The sequence below is a fragment of the Pseudoalteromonas sp. S8-8 genome (assembly GCF_000497875.1).
In the GTDB taxonomy this organism is placed as follows: domain Bacteria; phylum Pseudomonadota; class Gammaproteobacteria; order Enterobacterales; family Alteromonadaceae; genus Pseudoalteromonas; species Pseudoalteromonas arctica.
On sequence record NZ_AUTR01000065.1, the window covers coordinates 74,550 to 86,702 of the forward strand.

10 protein-coding genes are annotated in these 12,153 nt (G+C 37.4%); 7 read left to right on the forward strand and 3 right to left on the reverse strand.

Annotated elements, in window-relative coordinates:
* The first annotated feature begins 74 nt into the window (after window positions 1–74).
* The 3 genes from mnmC (at window position 75) to L659_RS0119935 (ending at window position 3,294) form a co-directional block, all read left to right on the forward strand.
* The gene (gene mnmC, locus L659_RS0119925) at window positions 75–2,084 is read left to right on the forward strand and encodes a bifunctional tRNA (5-methylaminomethyl-2-thiouridine)(34)-methyltransferase MnmD/FAD-dependent 5-carboxymethylaminomethyl-2-thiouridine(34) oxidoreductase MnmC (protein WP_024591654.1); all 2,010 of its coding nucleotides are present in this window, start codon (window positions 75–77) and stop codon (window positions 2,082–2,084) included.
* Window positions 2,085–2,151: 67 nt separating this feature from the next.
* Window positions 2,152–2,475, forward strand: a complete 324-nt coding sequence (locus L659_RS0119930; RefSeq protein WP_024591655.1) for a hypothetical protein — start codon at window positions 2,152–2,154, stop codon at window positions 2,473–2,475.
* Window positions 2,476–2,658: 183 nt separating this feature from the next.
* On the forward strand, window positions 2,659–3,294 hold the full coding sequence (locus tag L659_RS0119935) for an NAD(P)-binding oxidoreductase (protein ID WP_024591656.1): 636 nt from the start codon (window positions 2,659–2,661) through the stop codon (window positions 3,292–3,294).
* 179 nt (window positions 3,295–3,473) lie between these two features.
* Here the strand turns inward: L659_RS0119935 and L659_RS0119940 are convergent, their stop codons facing one another.
* On the reverse strand, window positions 3,474–4,232 hold the full coding sequence (locus L659_RS0119940) for a sulfite exporter TauE/SafE family protein (RefSeq protein WP_024591657.1): 759 nt from the start codon (window positions 4,230–4,232) through the stop codon (window positions 3,474–3,476).
* Between the two features lie 186 nt (window positions 4,233–4,418).
* Between L659_RS0119940 and L659_RS0119945 the strand changes: the two genes are divergently transcribed.
* The 3 genes from L659_RS0119945 (at window position 4,419) to L659_RS0119955 (ending at window position 7,003) form a co-directional block, all read left to right on the forward strand.
* Window positions 4,419–5,423, forward strand: coding sequence for a YHYH protein (locus L659_RS0119945; RefSeq protein ID WP_024591658.1), 1,005 nt, complete (start codon window positions 4,419–4,421; stop codon window positions 5,421–5,423).
* A 35-nt stretch (window positions 5,424–5,458) separates the two neighbouring features.
* The gene (locus L659_RS0119950; RefSeq protein ID WP_024591659.1) at window positions 5,459–5,755 is read left to right on the forward strand and encodes a hypothetical protein; all 297 of its coding nucleotides are present in this window, start codon (window positions 5,459–5,461) and stop codon (window positions 5,753–5,755) included.
* Window positions 5,756–5,911: 156 nt separating this feature from the next.
* Window positions 5,912–7,003, forward strand: coding sequence for a hypothetical protein (locus L659_RS0119955; protein ID WP_231388456.1), 1,092 nt, complete (start codon window positions 5,912–5,914; stop codon window positions 7,001–7,003).
* Between the two features lie 95 nt (window positions 7,004–7,098).
* On the opposite strand, the gene rdrB is transcribed toward L659_RS0119955, so the two are convergent.
* Both rdrB and L659_RS0119965 read right to left on the reverse strand, forming a co-directional pair.
* On the reverse strand, window positions 7,099–9,678 hold the full coding sequence (gene rdrB, locus L659_RS0119960; protein ID WP_024591661.1) for an antiviral RADAR system adenosine deaminase RdrB: 2,580 nt from the start codon (window positions 9,676–9,678) through the stop codon (window positions 7,099–7,101).
* Window positions 9,675–11,636, reverse strand: a complete 1,962-nt coding sequence (locus tag L659_RS0119965; protein ID WP_024591662.1) for a hypothetical protein — start codon at window positions 11,634–11,636, stop codon at window positions 9,675–9,677. The genes rdrB and L659_RS0119965 overlap by 4 nt, the downstream gene beginning before the upstream one ends.
* 73 nt (window positions 11,637–11,709) lie before the next feature.
* Between L659_RS0119965 and L659_RS0119970 the strand changes: the two genes are divergently transcribed.
* On the forward strand, window positions 11,710–12,153 hold a 444-nt coding region (locus L659_RS0119970; protein WP_024589301.1), incomplete at its 3' end, for an IS30 family transposase.

Consider the following 12,153-nt stretch of genomic DNA (forward strand, 5'->3'; position numbering starts at 1 on the left):
TTATAAATAACGCCAGACTATTACAAAGAAAACCCGTAAAATAATTAAAAATATATCTATAAATTTAAAAAATTATGATTAAGAACGCACATAGTCACATTAATAATTTAGGTACACCTTTGACTAATGACTCCGGTGATATTTATTTTTCTAATGACGATGGCTTAGCTCAATCGCATTATGTGTACTATGAGCAAAATAATATAGATGTACGATTACAAAATCATGACCAATCACATTTTGTTATTGCCGAAACCGGTTTTGGCACCGGTTTAAACTTTTTAAATACGTGGCAACGCTTTAAAGACCACCTTGAGCGGATGCAAGTTCAAAATGAATGTGAAAAAAGCGTAAAACGCCTACACTATATTTCGTTTGAAAAGAATCCCTTAACATTAACAGACTTAAAACAAGCATTAACCGCTTGGCCTACCTTAAGTTATTTTAGTGAGCAATTAACAGTAAACTACCCAATTAATTTAGAAGGATGCCACCGGCTCGAATTTAATAATGGCAATGTTGTTCTCGATTTATACTTTGGTGATGCGCTTGAATCAATACAAGCAATGAGCTATCCGCAAACAGGAATTGTTGATGCTTGGTATTTAAATGGGCCTGAGCCAAGTAAAAATCCTGATATGTGGCAGCAAAGTTTATTTAACTCCATGGCTGATATAACAAGAGCTAATGCAACCTTATCGACTTTTACTGCCGCTGGCTTTGTTCAACGAGGATTAATAGAGGCTGGCTTTAGTACTACAAAAGCCAAAAATTTTAATCAAAAAGAAGATATGCTTACTGGCCAACTTAAACATGTTAATAACGCTCAATCAACCCCCGCTTATTTTAATCAAGATAGCAGTACTTTAAAAAATGTAGCGGTCATTGGCGGTGGTATTGCCAGTAGCTGTATTTTATACAGCTTGGCTAAACGAGGCATAACCAGCCAATTATTCTGCCAAGATGAAAAGCCTGCAATGGGGGCATCGCACAATGTGCAAGGCGCTATTTACCCTCACCTACAAGCTAAAAACTCGCCACACAGTGAATTGTTTGCACATAGCTTTTTATACGCAAAACGTTTGTATAACCAGTTACTCAAAAACGGCTTTAGCTTTGATTACGATTGGTGCGGCGTATTACAACACGCAGTGAAAAAACCTCTCGCTGATAAGCACGAAAACTTAGCACAAAAGCAACTGTGGCCAACCCAGCTAATGCGTAACGTAACCGCAGAGCAAGGCGATGAAATAGCCGGCGTAACGACAGGTTATTCAGGCGTGTTTTTTGAACAAGGCGGCTGGGTTAACCCGCCGCAATTAGTAAACGCTATGCTAAGCGCTGCAAATAGCATAAACCCATCTAAAAGCGTGTTTAACTGCAATATAAAGCAGCTTAAAAAAACTGACAACGGTTGGTTTTTATTAACGAATGATGAGCAGCTAGGCCCTTTTAGCGATGTAATTATTTGTGCAGGCGAGCACAGCGATGCATTTGAGCAAACAAAAGCGCTACCTATAGTAGGCGTACGCGGTCAGGTTTCACATATTGAGGCAAGTGAGCAATCACGCAAACTTAAAACAGTGCTATGCCATAAAGGGTATTTTACCCCGGCTTATTTAGATCATCACTGTATGGGTGCCACATTTGAAAAAAACACTAAAAGCCGCCAAGTTACAGCGCTCGACAACCAATTAAACCAAGAGCAACTACTTAGCTTTTACCAGCAAAGTGAATTTGCCACCACCCTTGGCAATATAAACTCGGCAAAAGCGGCTGTTCGCTGCACATTTATAGATCACCTACCAATGGCAGGGCAATGGTGCGAGCAAAGTGATTACATAATGGCTTTTGCTAATCTACGTTTAGGTAAACGCTACCAATATGAGCAACTTAATAAACCACAACAAGGCCTGCATATTTTTACCGGTTTTGGTGCACGCGCATTGTGTAGCGCACCGCTAAGTGCAGACCACCTCGTAAGTTGTTTAAATAACGAACCCCGCCCATTAAGCGAACGTGTAAGCCAAGCTATTCACCCTGCCCGGTTTATAGTGCGAGACTTAATTCGTAATAAAATTTAAATGACATTGGTGCTTATTGAGGTAAAATAAGTACCAATAAAAGGAATTTATTACTCAAAGGACTCTAATGAAAACTTTAGCATTTTTAATAGTGTTGCTATGCACTCTATCGTTTAACGCACTCAGCCAAAACATCACTGAAATCCCACTTCCTGAAGAGTTTGTTACAACGATGGATGTAGCAAGCGAATACCCAATGGTACGTACTGGTTATTTAACCGATTCAATTTCTGATATCACTCGCTTTTATCAGCAAAAATTAGGTGAACCTTCAAAAACAAATGGCAATAGTACATATCGCACTTTATTTTATAATTACCAAGAACATAAAGTCCGTATTAGTTTATACCGCCGTAGTTATGTGACCGAAGTGAGCATAATGGTTGAATAAAAAGGTCTAAAAAAACACACCAAAAGCAGCTAATTTTAATACTCAGTTAAGCATCGCACTTTAATTAAAGTATTTTTTGAAATTAGCTCATTTAAACTCTTCTTTACCCTTTAAAAATAATCCCCTACCCCAAGGTCTGTTTGTAAGCACATTACTTTTACTATTTATTGGAAGGAGTTAATTATGAGTAAGACCCTAATTATTGGCGCAAGCGGACAAATAGGTAAAATGACAACTGAGCTACTTTTAGAAAATGAGCAAAATGTTGTGGCATTAGTGCGTGACAAAAATAAGTTAAGCGATTTAAACAGCTCTTTTTTAACTATTGTTGAGCAAGATCTTGAAGGCGATTTTGGTGATGCAATGAAAGGCTGTGACCAAGTGATTTTTGCTGCTGGTTCTGGTGGAAGTACAGGCGATGATAAAACTGTACTCATTGATTTATGGGCTGCAACAAAAGCAGCTACATTCGCTAAAGAGCACGGCGTTAATCACTTTATTATGGTCAGTTCAATTGGTGCTGACGATCCAGATTCGATTCAAGGTGATTTAAAACCTTACTTAGTTGCTAAGCACATGGCTGACGAGCACCTAATAAATAGTGGTTTAAATTATACCATTGTTCGCCCTGGTACATTGACTGACGATAGTGCATCAATGCAAGTAACTACGCAGCAACCAAGTGATCGTTCAGAAGCTAAAATTAGCCGCGAAAACGTAGCCAATGCATTATTACATATTGCGACCAACTCATTTATTAGTAAACGCATTTTTAAGTTGTTTGATGGCGACAAGCCAATTAAAGCCGCTGTTAAATAAGCTTTAATACCAATTTAATTAAACGTATGAACAATTATTACAAAGAATATGTAATTCATCGATAAGGCAAAAAATTACAGTATAGTCGCTCTATATCAGTAACTTTTTGGCGCAATGAATTATTTAATCCTCTTAAATAATTTATGTTTAATAAAATTAAATTTACTCCACTAAGCAAATTAGTGGAGTAATATTTTTATACCTTGCCAACCAAGTTGTAGCGTTAATAACGTTAAAACTATCCTAAAAATATGCTTAAATTTATCCCCAGACATCCTTTTAAGTAATTTAATTCCGAACCAAGTTCCTACAGCGCCACTTATTACCATGGCAATTACAAGCGGTATCCATTGCCAAAAACTAAAACCAACAGCGCCATAAATTATCGCTTTTAATAAATGCTGCACACTCATAATGCTCGAAAACGTTGCCGTAAATTTTAACTTTTCGTAATTATTTATATATAAACAGCTACCAACTAATGGGCCACTTGCCCCTACAAACATAGAAATAAAAGTAGTTATTCCACCGGCGACCATACGCCACACCTTAGAGGTTAATTTTATAGGTGGCGTTTTACCCCACAGTAAATAAATAACAAAAATAGCGACCACTAACTTCATAGCATCAAGCGATATATCATCAATAACAAAACTTGATAACCCCGCCCCTACTAAGCCGCCTAACGCAAAATATACAAACATGCTTTTATCAATATGCTTAAAGCTGAGTAAAAACCTATTTGCATTAGAGCCAAGCTGTACTAAACCATGCACAGGCACAACAACTGCCATTGGCATAAACGACGCCATAACAACAAGCAGCATTAATCCGCCACCAGCACCAAATGCAGCAGATATAAAAGAAGTAAAGCCAGCGGTGATCATTAACAATAAAAACAAAAATAAAGACATGCTGTCGGGGAATAAAAAATCCATAAAACTCCACTGCCTATTTAAGTACTTTTAAGTCGCAGTATTTTAAACAATAAAAGGTACAACATACACCTATAGCAAGCGTTATAAGCCTCTATTTCAGGCAATGTATTATGTTGCGTTGTTTTTGCACTTTGTTTGCACATTTAACAAATATTATACATTCAACTTCATTACCGGATATTTTTGATGAGAAGATTTAACACACCAATTTTGACACCGCTTGCAGTGTGTATACTCGCACTGGGTTTAGCTGCCTGTAACGGTAGCGATGCTGAAAGTACCGTCGTAACTGAAACAACCACCGATGAGGGAACTACAACAGATACTTCAACCGATTTTGTTGTAGAAGTTGACCCTTTTAACTTTGAAAGCGATGCGCTCATTTCATCAATTACCACTCAAACATGTACGCTAAGTAATGGCGATGAAGCCTCATGCTACAAAATTGATATTGCCGGTGCGCCTTCAAATTACGAGATTGGTGTATTTTGCCCTCAAAATATCACCTCAACAGCTGACGAAGCCGGTATTTGGTTTGATGGTACCGGTGAGGTTTACGATATAACCGGAGACTTTATTTTAAATCTACCAACATTATATAACGATAGTCATTGGCAGCTATACGACGAAGGTACAGGCCTTGTAAATGTAACCGACACACAAGAATCGTGTGATGGCGCTGCACGTCCAAACGTAGAAGAACAATACCAAAACCACTGCGTAGAATGCTCTATTGATTATGTTGATGGCGGTATATCAGAATCATTTTTAATTCCAATAACGCCTGTTGCAACCACTCAAAATAGCAGTATTGGTAACGCTAATGTAGGTGTTGCTCTCAATGGTGTTGTACTTGCTGCACCCGCGCCTGTTGAGGCTATTTTAGGCGCATACACTATTGCAGCCTTTGATGATTGCGCTGGCCATATTAACTTAGTAGCAGGTTATCACTACCACGGTGAAGCAGGTTGTAGCCAAACACAAATTCAATCAGACGGTCATGCCGCCATGATGGGTTATGCACTCGATGGATTTGGTATATTTGGCATGCTTAACGAAGATGGATTAGAACCCACTGATTTAGACGAATGTAGAGGCCACACCGACGATACACGCGGATACCACTACCATGCAGCCGATGTATCTGAAAACATGTTTATTGGTTGTTTTAAAGGTGCTACCGCAAGATAACTCGCATTCTGGCCAAATAATTAACTGAGATACTAATGAAAATATTTAACGTGATAAAAGCACTAACCACTGGCTTTTTACTTGCTGCCTCATGCTCAGCGCTAAGCCATGCAGGCCACGGTTCAAACGCGCCTTGGGAAGCATGTGAAGCAAAAGCCATTAATGAAGATTGCAGCTACACAGGCCATGATAAAAAAGCGACAGGCACATGCCAAGCAATGAACAAAGTACTTATGTGCGTTCGAAATAAACCACTTGAAACATTAATAGACAAAGCAACCCAACCAGCAAGAGATCAAAAGCAATCTGTAAAATCACTCGCTAAACGATAAAGTAACAGCTACACGCCAAAGCCTTAACGCTGTTTGTTAGGGCTTTTTTAATCGCAAATCATTAGAAAGCATACCCTTTATCTGTTAAGTTAGCTTGGTGTATCAAATAATAAAAATAAAATTCCAAAAATGGAATTACACAAGCAAGGTACTAACGTGAGCGCTACATTTAAAATTGTTTTTAATGGTCAGTTATATCAAAATACTGACCTTACCTCTGCCCAAGAACAACTCAGCCAACTTCTTAATATTCCTCATAATATTGTTATTCAGTTATTTGATGGAAAAGCTTACGCATTAAAAAAAGACTTATCGAGTATTGATGCTGTTAAAACAGAATCCTCACTAAAAAAGCTAGGTTTGATTACTAAAGTAGAACCTCAACTCATTACTGTAATCTCTCAATCTCAAAATAATCAAATAGCACTCACTGAGCACAACAAAAATACAGATAAACACATTAGTGAAAGTACTAACGACAAAAGTATTTCAATACAAAATGAACGCCTAGATACAGACGAAGCCCCAAATACAGCTGCAGCTATTAAGCAAAGTTATAATAAATATAAACTACTGCGTAACACTTTAAAAAGCGCATTGTACTTTTGCTATTGCTCACTTTGTATTATTACCTTAGTAGGCGTAGTTATCAGTGTGAATGCACTTAAAAACAACTTTGGCACTCTAAATAACACAACTACAAACAACTTAAGTTACCAAAACTATAAACAATATTTGATTGATCAAAATAGCCTAAATCAACCAACACAAAAAGTAACAAACGAGCGAACAGCTAACCCTACACAGCAAAAAAGTAATGAGTACTTTAGTCGCTTTTCATCACTAATAAATAGCTACGCGCAAAGTACAGGACAAGCTGATATAAAAACGATGGGGGGTGATAAATTACAACAGCACCTACAAGAAATAGACGACCTAGGCCCTAAAAATGAATTTTGGCAGCAACTGATACAACTTTCAAAAAGCTTAGATAACGATAAGCACGCAATAGGGATGCTAAACAACACTGACCCCGCCAAAGTACAATGGATAAACGCGGTAGATTGGATCAGCCAAAGCTATATTAGGCAACATCAAAACTCGCAAACTACAAACAACTCTCCGGTCAGTACCGACGAGCCAAGTAACCCTATACTTAATCTAACGTTGTTAATAAGTATGCTGTCATTATTTAGCCTGCTTGTGATTGCAATAAAAATGAAGCTACGCGCAATAAGACATTCTTAAACTCTATTTTATAAATTCCATAAAAAAACCCGCAAATTTGGATTAACAAATTTGCGGGTTTCTTATGGTTTTCGAAGGTCCTTTTTAATTAATAACTATTTATTCACCCAATCTAAGTGATTAGCCTTAAAAATCTCTACACCTTTTCGACGAACACGCTCTATCCAATCTTCCGCTTTATTAACGCCCACATTAAAATGCTCAACAGCAGCTTTTTGGAGTACTCGGTGCTCATTTTGTATTGTGGTTGGCATTAGGGCTGCGTCATCCGTATTGATACATACTGTAATTGACCCTTTTCTCAAGCCAAAGCGATTGTATTTTTCACCGTGCTTAAGCCAATCTTGCTCTGGCGGGTCCCATCTAAAAATAGGGTGCTCATAATAGTGTTCAAATCGGCCAATATAAATATTTGAGGTTGGGCAAGCTTCAATGATTATGCCTTTAGCTGCATACTTTTCCATTTGTAGGTCTTGAATAACTTCATAAAGATCAAGTTCCGCAGCAGAGACTGAATCAAATTGCATATGTCCCTCAACATAAAATGGGTCTTCACCTTGCTTAGGCTGGCAATGAATAATGACTGGCTTTTTGCGTGCAGCAAAGTATGCGTCATCTCTAATATGGCCTAAAACATATTTTTGCCATAACTTAAATGCTTTGCTTGTTATTGAGCCACCAACCTGTTTATCAAAATCAATGATCCAGTCACGGTATAAAGGGTTCAAATGGTCAACATTCGGTAGTGATTTTTCACACGTTTCTAAATTTAATGTTTCTGGGCAATTACGTCGTAACTTCCAAGCTTCATGCATATCCCTTACAGTATATTGTTGATTCTCAGATTTTTTTTGCTCACCAACATACAGTTGCAAGGACCAGAAGTTAATTTTTTCTTGTATCAGCTGAAGCACCCCAGTAAAACGCGGGGCAATTTGAATGACTTCAAGTGCCTTTTGATAACACCAAACTAAATTATCAATGTGATCACCTAAACTTACATATGCTGTTTGTTGCCTTTGAGCCCAAACTCGCGGCATAACCCCAAGCGCTAACGCATGCCCTAATCTATCACCGTTTTTAAAATCACAAAAATACACTGCTTCGTCTATGGCTCTTAAACCTGATAGTAAATGGCTGTAATCTTCGCCAGAATGCACTGTTAAAAACGGTCGTATAAAGCGCTTGCTAAATATACTAGCGGTAGAATGTTTTGCGCTTCTAAGTACACGAAGCGCAGGGGCAAACACTTCTACTGGTAGCTCATTTTCGTTCCCTGCTAAGTCATAGCCACGAATAGCCTTGCGCAAGTCAATATTTTGTTTAACTGAGGTGTTAAGATCAAATGCTTGAATTTCAGTATCTGAAAACGTTACCGAGCCTTTAAATTTTTGTAATGCATTCACTTGTTGTTTAAGGAATTTGCGAATATTGGCTTGATATTTATCTTCTCTCTTTACTAAATCGCCTTTTAAACTACGAGAAAAATGAATAACAAAATGGATATTTTCAGCAAGAGAATGTTTTAAAGCAGCTTCTAAACCTTGCTGTAAATCTTTAACTCCAATTTTACCTTTGCCATTAACAACTACATTTGGCGAGACTCTAAACTCACGTAATGTTCGGTAATCAATATCAGCAATTAAACCATCTAGTCGGCTATTATTTTGATAAGTATGATATCGTTTTTTACGGGCATTAAAACCAAATGATTCTACAAACTGGCTTAGGCCTGTACCCCATACAATCATATAATTACGCAGTATATTTGATACCCGGATAAATTGCGCCGCTGTAGTTGGGTCTTTAAGTTCTGTACTTACCACGCCAATACAAAATAATAACCAGCGTACATCTGAACGAACTGGTTTGCAGTGCGCCTGTAAAAATGCTTTTTGAGCAAGAGTCGATGCTGATTGTGTACTTAAGTAATACAACGCCAAGCAATCATCTTGTTCAAATTTTGGATTGTCCAAATCGACTTTAGTTGTTTTTTCAGGTTGAGTAAACGCGTACTCCACCAGCTTACCCGCAAGTTGAAAGCTCCAAATCGGTAAATTTTCTTTTTTATATTGGCCACTTTCAAATAGTGTATATTCTGGGCGCTTAGGCCAGCTCTTATCTGGTAAGGTTTCGCCATAGAGCGCAAAACTTAATAGCGAAGGCCCTGTATGCCCATGGCCGCCTAAATGCACATGATTATCTGCAAATAATTTACCCGCCCTCTCACTTGCCAGTGCATGAGGGCACTGCTCTGTTATAACAGCATTTATAGTGTCACTGGCGCTAAAATCATACTCCCTAGCAATATCCTTATACGCTTGAGCAATAATCCAAGTACCATCTATAAGCGATAAAAGCTCTAGCCACGGCTCTAATTTGCTCGGCTTAACTTCAAAATGGCTCCCTTGCCACTCTAAAAAAGTATGAGCTAAGCGAGAAAGTACGCCATTAATAGTTATATCCGGCTTATCATACTCATAGGCATGTAATTGATTAATTACATCCTCATCACGTAAATTTCGATGTAAATAAGGCTGGTAATCTTGTATGTAACTAGCTAGACGCTTTGAAAAATCTTTACCCAACACATCATCTTTGCTTAACTCTTTAATGGCTTTATCCGATGAAAGAAAAGCGACATCAGCAAGTAGTAAGTCGCTAAATAACATCATTTAGATTGATCTTCTTTATAAATTTCGTGCAATATTTTTATAAATTTTGTAGCTTTATTACCGTTATTGCTTAATTCTTCGAAACGTATTTCTTGATTGCTTAAATCACTTTCAAAGTACTTAATTGCATTATCGTCATTGGAGATAACTGGCTTTAGTACTGGTTTACCAGAACCTACACCATTATAACGTTCGCTGTGTAAATCAAAGTATTCTTCTATTTTATTTTCTAGCTCACTTGGTAATTTATAAAGTTGTTTTTCTCTCTTTTTTACGGTAGCTTTTTTATTATCGTCGGTTTCATTATCATCTTTCTTCCCTAACTTAATCCTTGGCTCAATAATTACATCACCGTCTTCACTCTCAGATTTGATAATTTCAAAAAGAGGATGTAACTCTAAAGCTCTGATAAATTGATGCTCAATACACTCTGGCTCTTTAAATTGACTATTAAAACGTGCCATATTCCTGTGAAGCGTTCTATCTCTTTGCTTAAATAACTTTTTACTTCTAATTGTTTCATGATTCTTTGTTACACCTACATTAGCTTCTACTGCTTCTCCTTTTATCATTGCCGTGTAAGCAGAATTTAAAGTAATCAATTCAAAACGTTTAATATGATCCGTTAGAAACTCATTTTTTACGGTACCTGAACCAATATAGTTCTCAAATTTAAACGAGTGAAATGCAGTGAATATTTTATTAAACATAAAAGAAAAAATCGGGAGTAACTTCTCGCTCGGGATAGCTTCAAAAAACGCACTATGTGTTTTTCGCCACTGCATTATTAGCTTTTCAAGTACTTCTATGTTGCTGATATTATCAGCAACTGTTGGTGTTGCAATGTTATCTATATCCTCATCCTCACCACTGATTATTGTTTTAGTGGGCGCGATGTTAAATATACTGTAAAAAGGTCTTCGGCTAAGTATGTTATCAAGGCTGTTAGTAGGAGTTTCATTCTTCCCCAAAAGGAAAGAGTACAAAATGAGTTCAAATGCCCTACTTATAAACACATACTGGTAGCTATTTCCTAGCGTTGAATAGAGATCTCCATACGTGTAAACATCCAGTAATAATCTATTCAAGTTGTATTTAACTGTGTTCTCATCACCTTTGTTGGCTGATTCTTTAGAGCTAATTTCTTTGCTTTTCTCTTTAATTATAAACTCAGAGGGATTGAGGTCATTCGATTTACTTGCCTCTTTAGCCTCATCTAATGTAACCATACTACTCGAATGAAAAAATTCAAGTGGTGGCAAACTAGTTAAAGTCCTGTCTTCAGCATTAAAGCCAAATTCAATTAAGGATATATTATCTAAAAACCATGTATTGTTATCTTGAGTTTTCTTCCATGGTTGAGTTGTTTTAAACCTTCGTTCCTTCAACTCGATTAACTTGGTTTTATCTTCAATACCCAAAGAATAAAGCTGTGATTTTAAAAAAGGCTTATCTGCCCAATTTAAGTGTCTGCTTTTTATTTGTGCTTTAGGGCTAAAGCAAAATAAATCTGAAATATTAAATTGATCCTGAATATTTCGATTTTTAACCGTCAAGTAAGACTCTACATTTGCATAGGCTTGGCCATTTTGTTTGTGCTCAGCCCAGTTAATAAAGCCCTTCCAAAGCTTATAACTGAGATCTGTATTTCCCTGAGCGAGCTCTAGTTCATGTGGTAATACAGTTCGAGTAAATTGAACAAGATCCCTTGCAGAATCCGGTTTAGGCCAACTTTTTAAAATACTTTCATTTGAACAAAGTGGATAAAATTGTGACTGGAGTGCTTCAACATATTCTCGGTATGGATAAGATCTCTTTCCTGAAGCAGTTTTAATAAATAGCGATGGCGAAATATAGTCTATCGGTAATAAGCTTAGCCGCATCTGATTAGGGAACACTTTTGTTAAATATGCATCCGTTAAATTATTTGAAAGCCTAGATTCAAATTGTAAGTGCATAACTTGTTTTGGCTAGATTAAGTGGTCAGTTGCTCATAAGCTAACTGCTTTTTCTCCGGCAAGAGATTTTACAATGAGACATTACAAACAACTGACCTATGCGCAAAGATGCCAGATCGCCGTTCTAAAGAAAAGCGGTTTTACGCAACAAAGTATTGCTGAGCTAACTAATTTATCGCAATCTACGATTTCAAGAGAGCTTTCTAGAAATACAGGTAAGCGAGGTTACAGACACAAACAAGCTCATGAGCGGGCTTTGTTTCGCCGAAGAAGTGTAAGAAAACCGCTTAAGATGACACCTGAAATGATAGCTTTAATTACCCAGAAGCTTAATGAGAAGTGGAGTCCTGAACAAATAACGGGATGGTTACGCAAAGAAAGTGAACGGTCTGTCAGCCATGAATGCATTTATCTGTATATCTGGGAAGATAAAAAAGCAGGTGGTGAGTTATACCTACATCTGCGCCGACACGGTAAGAAATATCACAAGCGCAGTCATGGTAAAACAAACCGAGGG

Coding starts and splice junctions, on each gene's coding strand:
- mnmC (WP_024591654.1), top strand. CDS start 75: ATGATTAAGAACGCACATAGTCACATTAATAATTTAGGTACACCTTTG.
- L659_RS0119930 (WP_024591655.1), top strand. CDS start 2,152: ATGAAAACTTTAGCATTTTTAATAGTGTTGCTATGCACTCTATCGTTT.
- L659_RS0119935 (WP_024591656.1), top strand. CDS start 2,659: ATGAGTAAGACCCTAATTATTGGCGCAAGCGGACAAATAGGTAAAATG.
- L659_RS0119940 (WP_024591657.1), bottom strand. CDS start 4,232: ATGGATTTTTTATTCCCCGACAGCATGTCTTTATTTTTGTTTTTATTG.
- L659_RS0119945 (WP_024591658.1), top strand. CDS start 4,419: ATGAGAAGATTTAACACACCAATTTTGACACCGCTTGCAGTGTGTATA.
- L659_RS0119950 (WP_024591659.1), top strand. CDS start 5,459: ATGAAAATATTTAACGTGATAAAAGCACTAACCACTGGCTTTTTACTT.
- rdrB (WP_024591661.1), bottom strand. CDS start 9,678: ATGATGTTATTTAGCGACTTACTACTTGCTGATGTCGCTTTTCTTTCA.
- L659_RS0119965 (WP_024591662.1), bottom strand. CDS start 11,636: ATGCACTTACAATTTGAATCTAGGCTTTCAAATAATTTAACGGATGCA.